This is a genomic window from Melghiribacillus thermohalophilus (genome assembly GCF_004342905.1).
GTDB classification, from domain to species: Bacteria; Bacillota; Bacilli; order Bacillales; family Alkalibacillaceae; genus Melghiribacillus; species Melghiribacillus thermohalophilus.
This window is the reverse complement of the sequence record NZ_SMAN01000004.1, coordinates 14,367-34,244: the sequence shown is the minus strand read 5'-3', so window position 1 is coordinate 34,244 and position 19,878 is coordinate 14,367. Positions and strand designations below refer to the sequence as shown.

Annotated in this window: 22 protein-coding genes; 5 read left to right on the top strand and 17 right to left on the bottom strand. The window is 42.1% G+C overall.

Annotated elements, in window-relative coordinates:
* Positions 1–66: 66 nt before the first annotated feature.
* Together EDD68_RS04905 and EDD68_RS04900 are read right to left on the bottom strand one after the other, a co-directional pair.
* Positions 67–738, bottom strand: coding sequence for a PspA/IM30 family protein (locus EDD68_RS04905; protein ID WP_132371138.1), 672 nt, complete (start codon positions 736–738; stop codon positions 67–69).
* A gap of 15 nt (positions 739–753) precedes the next feature.
* Positions 754–1,269, bottom strand: a complete 516-nt coding sequence (locus EDD68_RS04900) for a DUF4178 domain-containing protein (RefSeq protein WP_132371274.1) — start codon at positions 1,267–1,269, stop codon at positions 754–756.
* Between the two features lie 173 nt (positions 1,270–1,442).
* Between EDD68_RS04900 and EDD68_RS04895 the strand changes: the two genes are divergently transcribed.
* Positions 1,443–2,537, top strand: coding sequence for a M24 family metallopeptidase (locus tag EDD68_RS04895; RefSeq protein ID WP_132371137.1), 1,095 nt, complete (start codon positions 1,443–1,445; stop codon positions 2,535–2,537).
* 62 nt (positions 2,538–2,599) lie between these two features.
* Here the strand turns inward: EDD68_RS04895 and ald are convergent, their stop codons facing one another.
* From ald to EDD68_RS15565, 3 genes are all read right to left on the bottom strand, one after another.
* The gene (gene ald, locus EDD68_RS04890) at positions 2,600–3,715 is read right to left on the bottom strand and encodes an alanine dehydrogenase (protein WP_132371136.1); all 1,116 of its coding nucleotides are present in this window, start codon (positions 3,713–3,715) and stop codon (positions 2,600–2,602) included.
* Positions 3,716–3,862: 147 nt separating this feature from the next.
* Complete coding sequence (locus EDD68_RS04885) at positions 3,863–4,624, bottom strand: SDR family oxidoreductase (RefSeq protein ID WP_132371135.1); 762 nt, start codon at positions 4,622–4,624, stop codon at positions 3,863–3,865.
* Between the two features lie 96 nt (positions 4,625–4,720).
* Positions 4,721–4,846 (bottom strand): hypothetical protein, encoded by a 126-nt coding sequence (locus tag EDD68_RS15565; protein ID WP_279388235.1) that lies wholly within the window; start codon positions 4,844–4,846, stop codon positions 4,721–4,723.
* Positions 4,847–5,058: 212 nt separating this feature from the next.
* Between EDD68_RS15565 and EDD68_RS04880 the strand changes: the two genes are divergently transcribed.
* Positions 5,059–5,496 (top strand): universal stress protein, encoded by a 438-nt coding sequence (locus tag EDD68_RS04880; RefSeq protein WP_132371134.1) that lies wholly within the window; start codon positions 5,059–5,061, stop codon positions 5,494–5,496.
* Positions 5,497–5,507: 11 nt separating this feature from the next.
* Complete coding sequence (locus EDD68_RS04875; RefSeq protein ID WP_132371133.1) at positions 5,508–5,825, top strand: hypothetical protein; 318 nt, start codon at positions 5,508–5,510, stop codon at positions 5,823–5,825.
* Positions 5,826–5,901: 76 nt separating this feature from the next.
* On the opposite strand, the gene EDD68_RS04870 is transcribed toward EDD68_RS04875, so the two are convergent.
* The 4 genes from EDD68_RS04870 to EDD68_RS04855 all read right to left on the bottom strand — a co-directional run bounded on the left by EDD68_RS04870 (position 5,902) and on the right by EDD68_RS04855 (position 9,271).
* Complete coding sequence (locus tag EDD68_RS04870; protein ID WP_132371132.1) at positions 5,902–6,729, bottom strand: EcsC family protein; 828 nt, start codon at positions 6,727–6,729, stop codon at positions 5,902–5,904.
* 188 nt (positions 6,730–6,917) lie between these two features.
* Positions 6,918–7,880, bottom strand: coding sequence for a class I SAM-dependent methyltransferase (locus tag EDD68_RS04865; protein ID WP_132371131.1), 963 nt, complete (start codon positions 7,878–7,880; stop codon positions 6,918–6,920).
* 317 nt (positions 7,881–8,197) lie between these two features.
* Positions 8,198–8,623 carry a GerW family sporulation protein gene (gene ytfJ, locus EDD68_RS04860; protein ID WP_132371130.1) on the bottom strand — a complete coding sequence of 142 codons (426 nt, stop codon included), beginning with the start codon at positions 8,621–8,623 and terminating at the stop codon, positions 8,198–8,200.
* 21 nt (positions 8,624–8,644) lie between these two features.
* A complete protein-coding gene (locus tag EDD68_RS04855) occupies positions 8,645–9,271 on the bottom strand; it encodes a DUF2953 domain-containing protein (RefSeq protein ID WP_132371129.1) in 627 nt (208 codons plus the stop codon).
* Between the two features lie 140 nt (positions 9,272–9,411).
* Between EDD68_RS04855 and EDD68_RS04850 the strand changes: the two genes are divergently transcribed.
* Entirely contained in the window at positions 9,412–9,606 is a 195-nt protein-coding gene (locus EDD68_RS04850) for a hypothetical protein (RefSeq protein ID WP_132371128.1), read from the top strand.
* A gap of 13 nt (positions 9,607–9,619) precedes the next feature.
* Here EDD68_RS04850 and EDD68_RS04845 read toward each other — a convergent pair whose 3' ends face one another.
* The 7 genes from EDD68_RS04845 to refZ form a co-directional block, all read right to left on the bottom strand.
* Positions 9,620–11,209: an amidohydrolase gene (locus EDD68_RS04845; protein ID WP_132371127.1), complete on the bottom strand. Its 1,590-nt coding sequence runs from the start codon at positions 11,207–11,209 to the stop codon at positions 9,620–9,622.
* Positions 11,210–11,289: 80 nt separating this feature from the next.
* A complete protein-coding gene (locus tag EDD68_RS04840; RefSeq protein WP_132371126.1) occupies positions 11,290–11,517 on the bottom strand; it encodes an alpha/beta-type small acid-soluble spore protein in 228 nt (75 codons plus the stop codon).
* A 113-nt stretch (positions 11,518–11,630) separates the two neighbouring features.
* The gene (thiI, locus tag EDD68_RS04835) at positions 11,631–12,836 is read right to left on the bottom strand and encodes a tRNA uracil 4-sulfurtransferase ThiI (RefSeq protein ID WP_132371125.1); all 1,206 of its coding nucleotides are present in this window, start codon (positions 12,834–12,836) and stop codon (positions 11,631–11,633) included.
* Positions 12,837–12,841: 5 nt separating this feature from the next.
* Positions 12,842–13,981 (bottom strand): cysteine desulfurase family protein, encoded by a 1,140-nt coding sequence (locus EDD68_RS04830; RefSeq protein WP_132371124.1) that lies wholly within the window; start codon positions 13,979–13,981, stop codon positions 12,842–12,844.
* 266 nt (positions 13,982–14,247) lie between these two features.
* Positions 14,248–14,571 carry a hypothetical protein gene (locus tag EDD68_RS04825; protein WP_132371123.1) on the bottom strand — a complete coding sequence of 108 codons (324 nt, stop codon included), beginning with the start codon at positions 14,569–14,571 and terminating at the stop codon, positions 14,248–14,250.
* 16 nt (positions 14,572–14,587) lie between these two features.
* On the bottom strand, positions 14,588–16,285 hold the full coding sequence (ezrA, locus tag EDD68_RS04820) for a septation ring formation regulator EzrA (protein ID WP_132371122.1): 1,698 nt from the start codon (positions 16,283–16,285) through the stop codon (positions 14,588–14,590).
* A 194-nt stretch (positions 16,286–16,479) separates the two neighbouring features.
* On the bottom strand, positions 16,480–17,166 hold the full coding sequence (refZ, locus tag EDD68_RS04815; protein ID WP_243646757.1) for a forespore capture DNA-binding protein RefZ: 687 nt from the start codon (positions 17,164–17,166) through the stop codon (positions 16,480–16,482).
* A 58-nt stretch (positions 17,167–17,224) separates the two neighbouring features.
* On the opposite strand from refZ, the gene EDD68_RS04810 reads away from it, so the two are divergent.
* Positions 17,225–17,704 carry a GAF domain-containing protein gene (locus EDD68_RS04810; RefSeq protein WP_132371121.1) on the top strand — a complete coding sequence of 160 codons (480 nt, stop codon included), beginning with the start codon at positions 17,225–17,227 and terminating at the stop codon, positions 17,702–17,704.
* A gap of 110 nt (positions 17,705–17,814) precedes the next feature.
* Here EDD68_RS04810 and EDD68_RS04805 read toward each other — a convergent pair whose 3' ends face one another.
* Complete coding sequence (locus EDD68_RS04805) at positions 17,815–19,668, bottom strand: sensor domain-containing diguanylate cyclase (RefSeq protein ID WP_132371120.1); 1,854 nt, start codon at positions 19,666–19,668, stop codon at positions 17,815–17,817.
* Between the last annotated feature and the right edge of the window lie 210 nt (positions 19,669–19,878).

Sequence of the window (19,878 nt, the reverse complement as noted above, 5' to 3'; positions counted from 1 at the left end):
AGCTTCCCCGCTTCTGCCTCCAGGACATTAAGGCTAAAGCGTACGGCTCGAGTTCCGCTTGCTTGTTTACTCCTTATTCATTTTCTTTTTTAATGCAGCGAGTTCATCATCTACTGCGCTTCCCTTTTCCAGTTCTTCAAACTCATCATCGAGGGAGCGGCTTTCGGATGACAAATCTTCACTCGTTTCAGCTTCTGCTTCATAACGCATCACTTTTTCTTCCATTCGCTCAAATCCCCGTTTTGCCTCATCATTGCTGATGGATGACATAGCCCGGTTCATTTTTGTTCTTGTCTTCGCGGATTCAGCGCGGGCTTTCAGAGAATCCTTCTTCAGTTTCATCTCCTGATATTCTCTTTTCATTTCATCAAGCTTATGGCGAAGTGCCTGAGTATCAGCTTTAGCCTTCTCCCATGACTCCTTTAACAGGTTAGCCTGTTCTTCATGGTTGCGCTTGTCTTCCAGTGCCCTTCTCGCCAGGTCATCATCTCCGGCTTCCACCGCTTTTTCGGCCTGCTTTTGTCTTTTTTCAACCAGTGCCATCGCGTCATCATATTTCTTCTTCAGCATTTTTTCATTGGCGATCTGTTTGGCCACGCTGCTTTCCGCTTCACGGATATCCTCTTCCATATCCCTCATGAATTGATCAAGCATTTTCACTGGATCTTCCGCTTTATCCAGCATAGCGTTTAATTCAGAGCTGACAACGGTTTTCACACGTTTGAAAAATTTAAACATCAAAACGACCTCCTTTTATTTTGAACCTGCAATAATTTTCATTTCATATTCTTCAATAGGGTATCCGTAACTGACCTCTAAATCGGAACCCCATTTTTCCACACTTAAGAAATGTTCCTCTTCTTCATCGCAGTAATCGGCATAATGGATGCTCTGTCCATTGACCTGTTTGCTTCTTCCTTCTCCGGTAACATTCGCATGACCTTCTTCATCAAGATAAAACATTTTGCCGTCGTATTCGATCTTTTGCGGAAACGGTTCATGAACGGGCAGGGTAATTTTGCGGTATATCCCCGCTTCCAATTCATCATCCATTTCAGCAGCAAGCCAGATCGTACCCCCATTCCCGAGGAGCTGATAGGCATACCATTCATAGCCGTGATCACGGTATGTGATTTTGCCCACCACTTCATAGTCTATTAAATCATAGGTTACGATATCACCTACCTCTATGGATAGCAAATTTCTTTCCTTTACAGTGTGATCAGTTTTTTGATTTTTTTTGCCAAAAAGATTAGAAAACAGGCCCACAATCATTCACCTCAATTTTAGGATCGATCCATCTGATAAGTAGTACGACAAAAGGGGATATCACGTTTCATTTTTTTAAAAAAAAGAGAAATATTCGCATTCCCTTTCTTTTTTCGGTTCATACTGGTAAAGTCTATTTAAAGACATTCAAAATGATGAGAGGTGACACCACCATGGAATCGAGACTGAACCGCTTGTTGCAGATAATAAGGAACAGGGGATTGGATAGTATTTTCATCACATCGAAAGCAAACATTTATTACTTCACGAACTTTCTGACGAACCCCCACGAACGGTTGATTGCCCTTTACGCCGATCAGACCGGTCCTGTCCTCATTGTTCCTGAACTGGAAAAGGAGGATGCCCTACAGGCCGGATGGAAAGGCGATTTACTTACATATGATGATCAGACCGACCCGTGGAACAAGTTTAAAGCCTATCTGCATTCTTCCGGCAAATCTCCCTATTCGATGGGCATTGAGAAAAACCAGCTGACCGTGGACCGAAAAGAAATGATTGAATCAATAATGCCCGATTGCGTCCTTGAAGATGCCCAGACGATTTTGAATGAACTGCGCTTATTGAAGGACAAAAAAGAATTTAACCTGTTAAAACAGGCAGCGGTACTGGCTGATTATGGGGTTAAAACAGGCATTGAAGGAATACAGGAAGGAAAAACAGAACTGGAACTTCTTGCTGAAATCGAATATGCCCTGAAGCGTGAAGGAGTAAGGGAGATGTCTTTTTCCACGCTTGTCCTGACAGGGGCAAACACCGCCTCCCCCCATGGAACTCCCGGCGGCCGAAAGATTGAGCCAGGAGATTTTGTGCTGTTTGACCTCGGCGTAGTGTACGAAGGATATTGTTCCGATATCACCCGAACCGTAGCCTACAAAAAGATATCTGATGTTCAAAAGGAGATCTATCATACGGTATTGACTGCACAGAAAGAGGCGATCAACACCGTCTCATTGGGAGTACCTGTCGGAAAAATTGATCAGGCCGCACGGAAAATGATTGATGACGCAGGATATGGATCATATTTTACCCATCGTATAGGCCATGGCTTAGGGATTGACGTCCATGAGTTCCCTTCCATGCATGGAAAAAACCCTTTGCCGATTCAGGAAGGCATGTGTTTCACCATTGAACCGGGTATTTATGTACCGGATGCAGGCGGTGTTCGGATTGAAGACGAGATATTCGTAACCAAAAAAGGTGCTGAAATATTGACCTCTTATCCGAAAGAACTGCAAATCATTGAATAGTATTTCCCCAAAAATAGTCAAAAGGGCTGCTTTGATCCTGAATAGCAGCCCTTTTTGATTCATTATTTTAACAGCAAGTCCACATTTTCATACTCTAGACCATGAGCTTCCGCTACCGCCTGATAGGTCACATACCCATTTAAGGTATTAATGCCTTTTTTCAGAGCAGCATGATCCAGACATGCTTGCTTATATCCCTTGTTGGCAAGCTGAACAGCATATGGCACGGTCACATTTGTTAACCCAATGGTTGAAGTGCGTGGTACGGCACCCGGCATGTTCGCAACGGCGTAATGAACGACACCATGCTTCTCGTAAGTTGGGTTATCATGGGTAGTAATACGGTCAGACGTTTCTACAATGCCACCCTGATCGATTGCTACATCCACAATGACGGAACCTTTTTTCATTTCTTTGACCATGTCCTCAGTAACAAGTTTTGGCGCTTTTGCTCCTGGAATCAATACTGCACCGATAACGAGGTCAGATTCTTTTACTGCCTCAGCAATATTTAATGAATTGGACATGAGTGTATTAATGGAAGATCCAAAAATATCATCCAGCTCCCGGAGACGATCCGGATTTAAGTCAACGATAGTTACATCTGCTCCAAGTCCAACGGCAATTTTCGCAGCATTGGTTCCCACAACCCCACCGCCAATAATCGTCACTTTTCCACGGCGCACTCCAGGAATTCCGCCTAACAGAATCCCTTTTCCTCCGTGAGGTTTTTCTAAAAATTGCGCACCGATCTGAGTAGCCATCCGGCCAGCAACCTCACTCATCGGTGTCAGAAGCGGAAGGGATCCGTTATCCAGCTGAACCGTTTCATAAGCTATCCCAACCACTTTTTTCTCAATCAGGGCTTTGGTCAGCTCCGGCTCGGCAGCCAGGTGCAAATAGGTAAATAAAATTAATCCTTCATAGAAATAGTCATATTCCTCAGGAAGAGGCTCTTTTACTTTCATAACCATTTCCTGACTCCAGGCTTCCTTTGCTGTAGTTACGATTTGAGCACCTGCTTCTGTATACTGCTCGTCCGTAAATCCAGAACCTAAACCAGCTCCTGTTTCAATAAATACCTCATGTCCGGCTTTCTTTAGTGTCATGACTCCTGCCGGGGTTAACGCTACCCGATTTTCATTATTTTTTATTTCCTTTGGTACCCCAATTTTCATGCTGGAAACCTCCTTCAATACATCATTTTTGATGGTTTATGTAAACGATAATACTATAACACTGAACCAGACAAAAAGGAAGTCTGAAAATGACATGGATTTTCCTGGATGTAAGCCTTTTCATTAGAGATGATGATTTTCCCTTTTTTACCGATAACGATGAATAACATCAAGTCCCCCGGTCACTTCAATGACCGACCCGGTTATCATATCCGAATTTTCATCACATAAGTACAAAATCATTCTCGCAATATCCTCACCGGTCCCAGAACGTCCAATAGGCGTGTGTTCATCTTTGAGCTTTCTGCTTTCCTCAATAGATGCTTCTTTCATGTTTCCCACAATGTTTCCCGGACAGACCATATTCGAGGTAATGCCGTATTCCGCTTCCTCATAGGCGACTGTCTTCGTTAAGGAAACGAGTCCCACCTTAGCTGCCGCAAAAGCAGATCGATAAATCCAGCCGGATGCATCATTGGCCCCCTGAAAACCGTAATTGATCACCCGGCCAAATTTTTGCCTGCGCATAATGGGAAGAATCCATTTTAACAAATAAAATACACTATCTAAGTTGCCGCGAACCATCTGGTTCCATTCTTCCTCCGAATAATCAATGAGTTTTTTCCGTTCAAAAATATAAGGTCCGGCGTTATTGATTAAACAGTCAATCCTCCCAAACACTTCATAAGCCTGATCGACCAGGCGCTTCAAATCCTCTTTATTTGTCACGTCTGCCCTGACAATTTGCAATTGTTCCTGGTATTGCGGAAAAGATTTTTTCAGTTCCCGGGCTTTTTCCCCATCGGAAAAAAAAGTGGCTGTAACGGTATAACCGTTTTGCAGCAGAAGCTCGGTTACTTTTCTGCCCAGTCCCTTCGTTCCTGCAGTTACCAGTGCATGTCTTGCCATAAGACAGCCTCTCCCATCTAAACCATTTCAATTGACCGATTCATTGATTTTATCATATCATAATCCGGTGCAGGGGTTAAACAAAAGCACAAACCATCAGTCTTCTGTATCATTTTCTTCAATGCCACTCTTGTAACTGTCCTGAATCTGTTTCGTTACCGTCAGTCTGTCTTCAGATTCTTGATCACGTGGCTTAACCTGTTTCCGTTCAGATTTGTCCATCGATTTCACCTCCTACTCCTTAATGTAACGAAGTATGTCACAAATTCCTCACGAAAGTTTTTCCATATCCTATCTGCGAATGATATAATAAAAAATAAAGAAAAGCCTGAGTGACCCGTTTTGGTTCAAAACTTCCGGGATATTGATGAAGGGGACATCTCTGTTGTTTGCACAGATGCGGGTGCCGAAAGGGCAAAAAGGAGGAAAATGTCGTGGCATTTGAATACAAACATATTGTAGTTGCTGTTGACGGTTCTGAGGAAGCCGAGCGTGCACTGAATAAAGCCATTGATATCGCAAAAAGAAATCACGCTGAACTGGTCATTTCCCATGTCATCGACACACGTGCGTATGCTCCTTTGCAGGCCTATGACCGAACGATTGCGGAACAAAGCGAAAAGTTCGCCAGAGATTTGCTCAATGAATACAGGGAAAAGGCAGAGGATGCAGGACTGAGAGATGTAAAAATTGATCTGGAGTATGGTTCTCCAAGGGTGAAAATTCCGAAAGATGTGGCACCGCGATTTAAAGCTGACTTGATTGTATGTGGAGCGACTGGACTGAATGCGGTGGAGCGCTTTTTAATCGGAAGTGTTTCTGAACATATTACCCGTTATGCTGAGGTAGATGTGCTTGTGGTACGTTCTTAAGGTGTGATGGCATGCAGAAATGGTTTGTGAAGCATCCGAGATTGAATATTCCCGTTCCTGATCTGGAAAAAGACTGGAATGAATACACAAAAGAGGAACAGGAGTACATACTTGGGGAATGGGAAAAGATTCGGGGAATGATTCCGGACAGGATTAAACAGCTGGAAAGGCAAATTGAGCAGAAACAGGACCAGTTGAATCATGAAATGAATTTTGGCATCTCCTGCCGATTGAATGATGAGATCAGCGAGCTCGCATCCATGATCAATGAACTGTGGATCCTATACCGGTCTTCTGAACGACTTACCGTAAAACAACGGGACTGCTGAACCCATTCTTGAAACTCCCGGCCATCTCAGGCCGGGAGCTTTTTCGGTGGTAAATCAGAAATACGAATACAAACCATTATCCTTCCAGTTCTCCATGTTCCAGCAAATAACGATACTGATAAATTTTCATGGCAAAATCCGTGACCTGTCTGGACAGAGAATAGTTGGCAAAAGCTCCAATTCCTATACTGATGAGGGGAAGACCCTGAAATAGCTTTTTACGGAACATCAGGATGAGCACAGATTTAAAGATTTGACGCAATGGTTGCTCTAACCAGCTTTCATCGGTAAGCTGATCTTCTCCGTCATAAATATAAGGCGTATGCGTGGTAATTTCTTTTTTCAGATGGGACCACGCGTTCATTCGCAATCGTTTAGGCAGCGTAGCACCGTGAAAAACTTTTAACGCCAGAACCATTTCGTATGGATGATTCATTTCATAACCGAATGTATAGCCAACTAACTGAATTGTGCGAAGGTTAAGCCCAATCATCAAAGGAAAATCTATGCCTAATAAAAGATATCCGCCTGCTCCAGTCAATCCGCCCTGGGCAAAAGAGTAAAGTTTTCCTTTCGAACACTGCTGTTCCGCTAAATAGGTCAATTCATCTATGGTCAATGATTTCATATCCTCAACCTTTTCGATTTCCGCATTAAAAATACGTCCTGCCTGCAAGATCCTTTCTTTTGCCTCATTCTGGGCAGCTGTTCCCTGCAAAAATGTGTATGTATATAGCATCCAATCATCTATTTTTTCAAAGAATCGTTCCTGAATCCCGGAATTGAGTTTTCCGAATGCCTGACGAACCCACATGTCATACAGCATTTCAAAATCGCTGGTTTCATAGCTTCGGTTCTGCTTTTCCCATTCTCGCAGAGCATTTTTTGCCTGATCCATACTCATATCCGTCCACCCTCCTCAATCAGTGCCAGAGCAATCAGATTATATTCCATTTTACCACATTTAAGAAATATGATACTGGTGCAAAACAAAAGAATTATTTCCAAAGATTTGGCCGTCCACGTATGAAAAGTATACAGCTTTTTTAAAAGGCCGCCTCCCGTGAAAATAAGGAAGACAGGCCTCTGCCATCAATGATAATCCTTTTGAAACCATTCCTGAATTTTATTCAGCATATTGTTCATCGCATGAACATCTTTAAAGGAAGGCAAATCAGCAAGCAGTGCCTTTTTTGGCGGCTGGGTGTCCTGACCTTTTTTCTGAAGAATAAAAATACTTTTTGCCTGATTTTCTGACGTAAACATGGATTTCGGCAGCTGAAGAAGACCAACAATATGAGCATGTTTGTGAATAAAGGTATTCAATTGGTCCGCCTGATCACTCTCAAATAAAAAATTAGGAATCAAAAAAAATAAATATCCTCCTTCTTTTGTATACTGCAAACTCTGTTCAATAAATAAATGGTGTGCATAAGAATGTCCCTCCTCCGCTCTTAACTCAAAGTTTTTAGCGTTTTGATCATCCGGATAATAGCCGACCGGAAGATCCGAAACGACTGCATCTGCCGGATTGAGCAAAAGAGGGCGAAGACTGTCCTGATGGAATAATTCAATGGTGTTTTTTTGTAAATTGGCATTTATGTAAGCCAGCTGAATCAGAGTGGAATCGATTTCACTGCCATAGCCTACAACCTTCTGGGAAAGCTGATTCAGCACAGCACTCAAGAGGTTTCCAGTTCCACAGGCCGGATCAAATATGGTCATTTGTTTCGCCTGGGTATAAAATTTCTGAACTAAATAGCCGATAAATATGGCCACCGAATCCGGGGTGATATAGTGGTGCTGCTGCGTAGCTCCTTTCATTCCCTTTAATATGGCCAGCTGCAATCCTTTGCGGATTTCTTCTTTTTTATAATCATTCAGATCAGGCTCTTCCATATGAGCAACTATTTCTGAATATTCGTCTTTTGGATCAAACAGCCAATTTCCGGCTGTGACTAAGCCTTCCAAATAGGTCATGTTCATGTTTTTCTCCATTTGTGAAGCGGCTTGATCAAGCCACTTAAAAAGGTGCTCTACATTTTCCTGTTTCATATGTATACCCTCCTCACCCTCTGGTAAATCTCTAGCTTATTTATTGTAGCAATGATTCAGACCAATCACAAACAAGAAAAGGGAAGGCTCCCTTCATAGGCCCAATTGCTATTGAGGACCTGCGGAGGGAAACTACCGCCATAAGAGCAGGACAGAAGCAGCTCGAGTGGCTGGATGCCGGAGCTAACATAAAATAAAGATGTTTGAAATTTACGAGAGACGGCCAGCGTCACCAGAAAACAGTACAGGAGACTAATTCATCTTTAAAAAACCGCCATCCCATTGTATGGATGACGGTTTTTTCCTCAGGGGTTCTTTTAAGGATTTTGATTCTGACTCTGCTTCTGATTGGAACGGTTTTTCAGCATTTCCTGTATTTTTTCTACGGCCTGGGGAGCAAGGTCCAACATTCGCTCATAGATGTGTGTGCTTTCATCAAGGTGAATGGTTTGTACTCCTGCTGGATTGACAATTAAAAAAGCAATCGGTGTAATGGATACCCCTCCGCCGCTTCCTCCTCCGAATGGCATACTTCCATTTCCATCGCCTTTTTGAGAGGAATCCTGCATCTGAAATTCACTTCCGCCTGCTGCAAATCCAAAACCAACCTTTGATACGGTCAAAATGACGGTTTTGCCATCGGGTGTTTCAATGGGATCGCCAATAATGGTATTGACATCAATCATTTCTTTTAAACTTTCCAGGGCGGTTGTCATTAACCCCTGTATTGGATGTTCATTCATCATTCATACTCCTTTCTTTCGTTATCCTGTTTGTCTTTTTGCAGCCTGATTTCGGTTAAAACGCCGAACGAGTCGTAACATGGCGTACATAGCTTGCCCGATTCGAAAAGAAATCATACACTGGAAGTCTGTTTCAATGACTGTTTTTTGAAATTCAGGTTCAACATGGATTTCAGGCCGTTTCATCAGTTTCATAAAATGGGAGATGATGCCCGCCATCGATCCTTTTATGGACCAGAGTACACCGGCTAGTCTTCCAGTAGTACTGGCATCATGTAATCCAATTCGGGTATTCCACCTCAGGGAATGCACCCGGATTTTGCTTAAAAATTTTTTGATTACTACATTGGCGTGATAGATTTGTTTGACCATTTGCTGCCCCTTTTTTACACGTTTCACAAAATCATGGGGTTTATAATCTTTCTCTTTCTCATTTAGATCCTTTTGATTCATTTTCGTCTTTTCCATCGTTACCATCCGCCAACGTTCAGAATCAAATTCTATGGGGATCTCCCTCTTTAAGCGTATAAAACGCCAGAACTGAACCTTAATAGACAGCTCACTCTCCCCTTCTTTAAAAATATAGTCAATTTGAATATACAGGCGTGTTAACCCAAGGATAAGAACAAATAAAGGCAATAAGATCAACAGAATACTCAGGAACAAGACCTTCACCTCTTTTCACTACCATTATTTTCTGTTTTCGAAAAATTAAACATGAGGCTTGCTCATATTGGCAGAAATTCTTTGCACTTTTTGATACCTTAATGAACATGCGCATGGGGATCATGAAAGAAAAACGCAAAACCCCGCTAAAGACCGAAGACGAGGATAACTTGCAGGGAAACGGCTGTGATCAAAGCAGAACCGATGCAACTCAGGGAACTCGGGGCTCTCACTACTGGACACACAGCAATCCGCATCAGCCGATGGTTTTCCTTGCCAAACAAAAAAAAACTGCCTGTAGAACCAGATGGTTCTGAGGCAGCTGATGTATTATTTCTGGTAAACAATGGTCTCATCGATTACGGTCATCTGAACTTGAGCCTTTGAAATTTCTTCAGGATTGATTTGAAAAAGATCCCGATCTAATATCGTGAAATCAGCCAGAAAGCCCTTCCTGATCTTTCCCTGTTTATGCTCATTTCCAATTGCATAGGCGGCTCCTTTTGTGTAGAGGGAAACGGCTTCATAAGGAGTTAGCCGTTCGGATTCCCCGTAAATTTTGCCATCATGATCGGATTTTCGTACAACCGCTGCTTCAATCCCTTTTAACGGATTGATCTCTTCGATCGGTGCATCGGAGCCACCGGCACAAACGATTCCGTGTTTGATGAATGTTTTCCAGGGATAAGCGTGTGTTGCCCTTGTTTTGCCGATGCGGTCAAGCACCCAGGGGAAGTCAGAAGTGACAAAGGTCGGCTGAATATCTACTACTAGATTCAAAGATTTCATTTTTTTAAATAAATCATCTCGCATTATTTGGGCATGAATAATCCGGTCCCTTTTCCCCTGATCAACGGGGTATGCTTGTAATAATTCTACGATGGTTTCGACTGCTTTATCTCCAATGGCATGAACAGCAACCGGTAATGTTTTTTGCCTTGCTTGTTGTATCAGTTTTTCCAGGTCTTCAGTTGAATGAATAGCTACTCCCGTTGTGTCCGGTTCATCTTCGTACGGCTCAGACAGCCAGGCTGTTCGCCCACCGAGTGCACCATCTGCGAAAATTTTCATAGCCCCCATCTCAATCCATTCTGTACCTTTCTTGTAATCCAGACCTGCTTTCTCCATATCATCGATGACTTCGTGGTGAACAAGCAAATGGGCTCTGAATTTTCGTTCTCTACCGTTTATGGAGGATAAAAATGCGTGATAGGTCCGATTAAATCCACCATAATAATTTAAATCTTCACTATGGCCACCAACAATGCCATGTTGAACTAAATCATCCACAGCTAAGCTGATGGCTGTTTCTAAATATTGATCGTTTACCACCGGCATCGCCTGTCTGATGAGATCCTGTGCCCGATCCAGAAAAAAACCGGTAGGTTCTCCTTGTTCATCCCGATCGATTAATCCGCCCTGGGGATTACAGGTGTTCCGGGTAATTCCTGCAAGTTCCATCGCCTTTGTATTGGCGATTAATGCGTGCCGGCACACCCGTGTTAATACAACGGGGCGATCGGGGCAGATCCTGTCAATTTCCCTTCGGTGGATGATTCGGGGCTCATCCCACTGGTTTTCATTAAAACCTTCCCCGATTAACCATTCATCCGCAGGCAAAGTTTGATCTTTTTCCCATATCTTTTGCATTAATTCCTGTGGTGATTGGACATATGCTAAATCGAGACGCAGCAGCCTTTCCCCATGACCAATAATATGTAAATGACTGTCAATCCATCCAGGGTACATCACGTTATTTTGAAGATCGATTTGATGTTCAATTTTATGTTTATATTGATTTTCAAGAACCGACTTCCTGCCTGTATCAACAATTTTCCCCCTGTCTGTAAAAACGGCTTCTACCGTTTCACCTTCCCTTCCCATGGTGTAAATCGTCCCGCCATACCATAGCTTTCCCATGTTCATTCCCCTCTCCATGCAGGTATTATGAAAGGGCAGGGAATCCTGCCCTTTTAAAAGCCATGTTTATTATATTGTAGTTATCGCTGCTGCTGTTGATTTTGTGGTTGCCCGCTCATTTGCTGCTGGGCCATGGATACTAATCGTTTAGTAATTTCACCACCAACAGAACCGTTGGCGCGAGAAGTTGTTTCAGCACCAAGCTGAACGCCGAACTCCTGGGCAATTTCGGTTTTCATCTGGTCCAGTGCCTGTTCGGCTCCAGGTACAAGAAGCTGGTTTGTATTACGGCTATTTTGGCCTGCCATGTATTATCACCTCCTTGTTGTTTATATGTTTTGTAACAAGGAGGATATCATGCAGATCATATTAAGGAAATTTCATGTAGTTCGGTTCTGGCAGATTTTCTTATCTGATTCGTTTACAATAAATCATCAAATTTGTTCTCTGTTGCTGTTTGTTCCTCTTTAAACGTAAGCGTTTCGATACCGTCTACTGCCTCCTGTAATTCTTTAGAAAAATCAACCTGGTCTTCAAACTGATGGATTTTTTCTCTTCGCGGTCTCGTTTTTGGCTGTTTAGGAACAAAAACCGTGCAGCAGTCCTCATATGGTCGAATGGAAATATCATAAGTGCCAATTTTTTTGGAAATATCAATAATTTCCAGTTTATCCATAGCAACCAGCGGGCGTATAATCGGATAATTTGTCACTTCATTAATCACATTCATGCTTTCCATCGTCTGGCTGGCAACCTGCCCCAGGCTTTCACCGGTTGTCAGAGATAAAATGCTGCGTTTTTTAGCTAGTTCCTCCCCGATCCGAAGCATCATTCTTCTCATAACAGTCATGGCGTAACCTTCTGGAATATACTGGTAAATTTTTTGCTGGAGTCTGGTAAATGGAACAATATGCAGTTTTATGTCATGTCCATACCTCGTTAAAACCTGAGCCAGATCAAGAACTTTCTGTTTAGCCCGCTCGCTTGTATACGGCGGTGAAAAAAAATGAATCGCCTCAAGGGATACGCCCCGCTTCATGGCAAGATACCCTGCAACGGGGCTGTCAATCCCGCCGGATAACAGGAGAAGGGTTTTCCCGGTTGTTCCAACAGGCAATCCTCCTGCACCTGGAACTTTCCTCGATGTAATATAAGCAGCATCATGGCGAATTTCAACGCGGATTTCAACATCTGGTTCATGTACATCCACTTGATAACCTTCTGAATTTGACAGCAGATATCCCCCAAGAATCTGATTCATTTCCTGAGAACCATGGGGAAATTGCTTATTGGGACGTTTGGTGGTGATTTTAAACGTCCTGGCTTCCTTGTTTTCGGTAAGGGCGTATAAAGACCCTTTTTTAATTTCATCAAGGTCGTTTGGGACCTTGATGGCCAGGCTCAAAGATTGAATGCCAAAAACCTCCTGGCATCTCTCCATCACCTTTTCATGGTTCTCTCCATTTAATTGAATGTACATTCGGTCTCTCGTTTTGTACAGTTGTGCATCTGGAAATTCAAACAGCTTTTTCTGCAAATTTTCCTTTAGCTGTGCGATGAAATGCTTTCTGTTTTTTCCTTTTAGCGACATTTCTCCATATCGGATCACGATATGATCGTACTGCATATTATCTACCCCATTACCTCTTTTAATTCGTGTAACACGTCTCGAAAAGTTGTACAAAATGTCTGGACTTCCTGATCTGTGTTTAAATAAGAAAAACTGATTCGCAGGGCCGATTTTGTGTATTTAGGATCAAGCCCACAGGCTGAAAGGACAGCACTTTCATCAGCATGCTTTGATGAGCAGGCAGACTTCGTTGAAATATAAATATCTCTTTTGCCTAAGGCATGAATGATGACTTCCGGTTTGAAGCCCGGTACAGATAGATTCACAATATGAGGGGCTCCATCTTGAGGGGAATTAATCCTGATCCTCTCATCCTGTTTTAAACACTCTCTTAATTGCCGGGATAAGCTTTTCAGATGATGGAACTGCTGATTTTGTTCTTCAAAAATCAGACGCATGGCTTTTACCATCGATACAGCTCCAGCTACATTTTCCGTGCCGGAACGCTGATTTCGTTCCTGCCCCCCTCCGTGTAATAAAGGGTGAAGCTTTATTCCTTTTCTCACATAAAGTATTCCTGTTCCTTTCAGACCATGAATTTTATGGCCTGACATCGTGCATAAATCTACTCTAGCCTTTTTTAAATGTAAGGGAACTTTTCCAAGTCCCTGTACATGATCCACATGAAAAAATAATTTTGGATATTGATCGGCAATCATGCCGATTTGGTCAATAGGCTGGATCGTGCCAAGTTCACTGTTGACATGCATGATGGAAATTAAAATCGTATCAGGACGGATTGCTTTTTGGATATCATCAGGATTCACTTTTCCATAATGATCCACTGGTATATATGTCACCTCAAAGCCCATTGACTCCAGCGCTTTACATGCTTCCAGTACCGAAGGATGTTCAATCTGTGATGTGATAATATGTCTTCCCCGATTCTGATGTTCAAGGGCAATTCCCTTAATGGCTAAGTTGTTACCTTCTGTACCGCCGGATGTAAAAATGATTTCTTCTTCTTCCACGTCCAGAAGAGCTGCTGCCTGGTTACGAGCCCGGCTGAGTAACTGCTCGGCCTCTCCACCAAAATGATGGATGGAAGATGGATTAGCATAATATTGAGAAGCAGCTTTTTGATAACTTTTCAGAACTTCTGGATACGGACGGGTGGTTGCGCTGTTATCCAAATAAATCATGGGCCTGGACTCCTTTTTATCATTTTGCAATGAAATATAATATCATACTTCATGTGGAAATAAAAATATTTATCGTTTCTCTGAAGTGTGTTAGGTTTTCAAAAAAGCATGGATATAGCCCAAAATGGACTTCGACTAGAAATCCATTTTCTTTTACATCCGGGTTGACTCCATTATGGAAAATTAACCGTTTTCTGGTCCAACCTTCATCTAAAGGAAAAAGAGACAGAAAAACTGTCCCTGAATGACAGGGACAGTTTCTACTGCTAGTCCACTTCAATATTTAAAGACTCAAGGAGAAAATCAATGGATACTTCCTTTTGTTCGGTAACCGATCCGAGCCACTGATGGGTAATGCCGGAGCTGTCCCGGGAAGGTATTCCTTCCGGGATAACCTTTTCCTGAAGCCTTCTGACTTCAGCAATCCGATCAAGATCTTCTTGTGTAATATCTAACCTTAAGTGGCGAACGGATTCACTGTGAAAATGAACCATTTTAGGTGACACATCTATCGTTAAAAAAAGCCAGACAGCCGCTAACCAGATTGATACAGTAAATACAGTAAGTAGTACGAATATCCACTTTTGCAAATTCATCCCGCCTTATTTAGTTTGTCTGAACGGTCTGCAAAATCTCTTCCAATTTCTTGATCGCACCTGGCTCGACATCTTCCAGTCCTTCTGCTGCCTGCTCGAGGGCAACTTCATATTCATAACTTCGGAATGCATTTTCCGCTTCCGCCAATTTGGCAGCAAGGTACGGATACTGACTCCGATACCGGTTAGCATATTGAATCACATATTCGGCCAGTTCCGCCTGCTCAAGGAGATCCTCGATTTGTTCCTTTGTGGTATGTACATGCTTTTCTGCTTTGCTCAATGCGTGTTGCACCTTTGATATATCCAAGGGGTGTTCCTGAAGAGTCTGATCGGTTTTACCGATGGCATCACTGGCATGTTCAAGCGTCGTCATAATATATTCAGGTACGCCCGGGATGTTTGATTTTTGCAGTCTTCTTTTCACATCCAACAATTGTTTCTTCATTTCTGAAAGTTTTTCCCTGGCTGAAAGCTCATCCCTGCGAAGAGACTTCAAACGATCCTGAAATTGCTGGTGTTCTTCTTGAAGCGCTTCCCATTGCTTTAGCCAGCTTTCCATCTTTTCCTGGATACTGACATACGTTTCATCCTTATTTTCAAGATCCTTTTTGATCTTTACTGCCTGTTTACTTAACTCATCGATCCATTTTTCCAGATTGACATGTTTTTCATAATCAGGGTCGTCGATATGATACGTCTCTTCCAGAATGGTGACATCTTTTTTCGTTTGCTGCCACTTCTCCTTTTCAGACGATAATTGAGCAGAAATTTTATGAAAATGATGATCTACATATTTTTTCGCGTAGACTTCCTTTTCCAGCTGTTCAAACATTTCTTGCGTTTGTTCTTCCATTTCTTGAATGTGGTGTTCAACTTCATTGATTTCGGCTTTTTCCAGTTGTTCAACTAGTTTAATCAGTTTCTCCTGAAATTTGTGGATCTCTTTCTCAAAACCATATTTATGGATGCGGAACCCCTGTTCCTTCATTTCTTTTAAACCGAAAGATAAGCGGTCAAGTGTAGAAGGAAGTTCCTGCTTGCATAATTTATATAACTCAGGAAAACGGGAAATGTCTTTGTTCAGCTTGTGAATACGGTCATGAAGGAGCTGGATCCGTTCACTCGCTTCTATGTAATCACCATTTTCGGTGAGATCTTCGCACCGTGTTAATTCTTCTTCGATTTCATCCACTTCCACTTCAAAAGCAACCTCTGCTTTTCCAAACAAGTGCCTGTTCTGTAAAAGCTTTTTTCTGATATCTTTTATGCTCGGGCGGAGATTTTCCACTTCTTTGCGGCTGTTCTCCTCGGAGTCGAGCAAATATTCCACTTCTTTAAACATCTGATCAATGGAGGCTTCAATTTCCGCTAATGTGCTTTCAACATCTTTTAAAATCCGTTTGGCTGTACGGAAGCGATAGCGGTCAGCAGCTTCTTCCGCATCAAAAAGCTCCTCCTCAATATCTGGCAGTTTGAGATCAATAATCTTGTCCCATTCTGTTCTCCATTTTTCAAAACGTGCCTGAGTTTCACCGGATAACGTAAGGTCTTTTATTTTAGATAATTCATCGGTAACATTCCGATTCATAAGTTCCATTTTATGTTCTTCCAATTGATCCACCCGGTCATAAATTCGTTTACGTACTAAAAGACCATACAAAATCAATAAAACGATAACAAGCAAACTTCCGATGATGTACTCCATAAAAAGCCTCCTAACTCTTCTCCCTTCAGAGCTGTGCCCCTGAAATCCAATCGTCTACTATTGTAAATATGATACCATGTATTGGCCAATTTTTGCTAAATATTTTCAAAAATCTTCTCATAATGACAATATTATATACTATATTTATTATACATGGTTTTTAAAGGAAAAATCTAGTTCAATTGGAGGCTTTTTTATGCCACATACAGAGATTCCAGCCATCGCCGGATCACCTTTGTATAATGATTGACAAAACTTTGATGGCTGCCATCCCATCGAACATAATCCAGCCATTCATGGGGCATAAAATACGGACTGTTTAACATTCCTTTAAATTGAACGAGTAAACATTTTTTCTCCATCTGGTTATAAGGCTGGCTCTCCAGAAGATCAAGAAAAGCATTTTCGATTACATACCTTTCCCTGGCGAGATAGGTTACGAGCATTTCTCTGACCAGCATGTTGTCCAGCGTCAGTTCCCTCTGGATAAAACAGGTGAATTGATGATTTTTTTGTTTATAGTGTATAATGGCCTCAACTAGTCGGACGATGGCCTCTACCGGATTTTTTCCTTTATATTGTTGCTGGACCTCTTCGATTTCTCTTAAATAATGTTCATAATACTGAATCATCAGGGCTTCCAGAAGCCCCTGTTTATGATCAAAATAATAGCTGATCAGTGAAACATTGACGTTTGCTTTTTTGGCGATATCCCTCAGGGAGGTACCATGAAACCCTTTCAGGTAAAATAATTCCCTGGCTGCATGTTGTACTTTCTGTTTCGTGCTGTGCTCTTTCAAAGGAATCACTCCTTTCTCTGTAATCATATTTCGCTTTCGCACAGGTTTTTCCTTTACAAATTGTTCAAGATATAATGACACGTCGTGCGTCATTACAACAATGTTTTACAGGCTAAATGATGAATAGGAGGTTAATACCATGTTTCATGTCGTAAACTATACCGGTTCAAGAGAAGAAAATTATCAGCTGGTTTTAAAACAGCTCAAGGCTTTGATTGAGGATGAGAAAGATACGATTGCCAACCTGTCAAATGCTTCAGCACTCTTAAATCAATTTCTGGACGATGTTAACTGGGTGGGGTTTTACCTGTGGAAAGAAGGCGAGCTGGTACTGGGCCCATTTCAGGGGTTACCTGCCTGCGTCCGGATACCTTATGGAAAAGGAGTTTGTGGAGCAGCAATTAAAGAAGAAAAAACCATGCGGGTAGCCGATGTTCATCAGTTCCCCGGACACATTGCCTGTGATGCGGCCACCCAGTCAGAAATCGTGATCCCTATTTACAGGGAAAACCAGCTGTACGGGGTGCTCGACATCGATAGCCCTGTAAAAAGCCGTTTTGACGAATTGGATCAAACCTATCTGGAACAATTTGTTTCAATTCTGGAACACTATATTTGACGGATGGATGTAAAGCACCTGGAAGGTCATAAACGATTGCTCCTTAAACAATTAAATTGCCCGGCCATTTCATACATGACCGGGCAATCACGATAAGTGTTTTTCATACGTTATAACTCCAAATCATACTGCGTTCGGACACAATTTTTCCCGCTTTCTTTTGCAGCATAAAGGGCACGGTCAGCGCGAATAAATACGTCTTTTACTTGATCCTGCTCACCGTTATTCCAGTAGGATACACCGCAAGAAACCGTTACTGCCGGACGGGTTTGTCCGGCAACAGCATGGACAATCCGCTCGCTTAAGTCTTGCGCTTCTTCAAGTGTAGCATCTGGAATGTAAACAGCCAGTTCTTCCCCGCCCCAGCGCGCTGCTACATCTTTATAAGCAATATGGTTTTTAATCACTTCCGCAACCTGAATGATAATCTGATCCCCCACATGATGACCATATTGGTCATTTACCTGCTTAAAATCATCAATATCCATCATTAAAAACGCGCCTTTTTGACCTGTCTTCATATGCTGATGCAAAGATTCATCTAGATATTTTCGAGAAAATAATTTGGTTAAATAATCTGTTTTTACGAGCTGTTCCAGTTCTTCTTTGAGCATGGAATTGATCACGGTCAGAGCCGAATGCTGCACAATCGATTGAAACAGTTTGAACGTTTCGAATGAAAAGTGATAGGAATTCCTGTGGAGCACGACCACTAATCCAATCATCTTTTTATCCTGAATCATCGGTATCGCCATAACCGACTGAAACCCAAAAGGATAGTCAGGGAATTTGGCTGCAAAATCCCCGATAAATAAAGGATCCTTCTCCTTCTCAAAACGACCGTTTAAAAATTGAACAAACCGCTTTCCTTCTGCAGAGAAAAAATATGCGGTGCTACCTGTCTGCAATTCATAATCGTTCCATTCATGGTTGACATATAATAAAACCCCGACTTCTTCAGCTTTAAAACTTTCCAGCGTCTGTTTCGAGATAAATGAGATCGTATCAGACAGGCTTAAATTCATATTTAATCGCTGAGAAGTCCGGTTAATCAATTGAAGATCTTCAACTAGCTTTTTGGATTGCTGGTATAATCTCGCATTTTCCAGTGCATTCCCGGCTGTATTGGCCAGCAGAGAAATGAATTCAATGTCCTTTTCGGGGAAAAACACGGACTCTGGAGCTAGAATCTCCAGTACTCCATAAACTCCCTGCTTCCCCTTTAACGGTGCATACAGGCAGGATTGTCTTTCCCCTCTCCTGTCCTCCAGCTGGATCTCACCGGTAAGGTATGCCCGGGAACTGGCATGATCTTTCTGCTCTAAATCAAAAGATATGATTCGAATCGGCAATTGTTCATGAATGGCATCATCCTGGGACAAGTATAAATGATATTCGAAATCAGGATAAATCTGTTCCAGTGTAAAAATCATTTCATTCAAAACATCTTCCATCCTGATCGAAGCATGAAACTTTGACGTAACCCGGTACAACTGCTCGTATTTTTTCTCTTCATTCAAAACGGCAAAAAAACCCTTTATTCGTACAAGGACACGAACCGTTTCCCTGGAAATGTCCTGTAAGAGATTCCGAAACCCCTCAATCGATTTGTCCCTGTCAAAAACGAGCAAAAGAAATCCATAATCTTTATTCTCTATTCGAAGCGGAAGGCGGTATTCTTGATGCTGGTCATGAACTCCCTCATCCGGCATCCCACTTCCAGGTACATCATGGCTTTCCAGTTCTTCATCTGATATATCCTTCCCATACCGCTCATAAGTATCTGTATACTCATTTTTCAGGTAGATGGCACAGGTTTTTGCTTCTGTAAGGTCCCGAATAATCCCGGCTAGATCCCGAGCAAAGTACTGAAAGTTTATATGGGATTTTACCGTCATCAGTTCATAAAATTGGTTCCGTAACTGTTCCATTATATATAAGTTTGGCTCTGCCTTATTTTTCATCTATACATCACCCTGGATTAATCAAAATTAAAATAGGAATTCTTGCCTGGTACTTTTTTCATTTTATCACATTTGTACAGGAAATAAATGAAGAATAATTTATCACACATGCCCGTTTTCCCTCGAACACTTGACTTATCATACTAAAATCACTATAATAGCTTTTGTGTAAAATAAAAGGCGGCTTATGTGGACCAGCGATGGATCCAT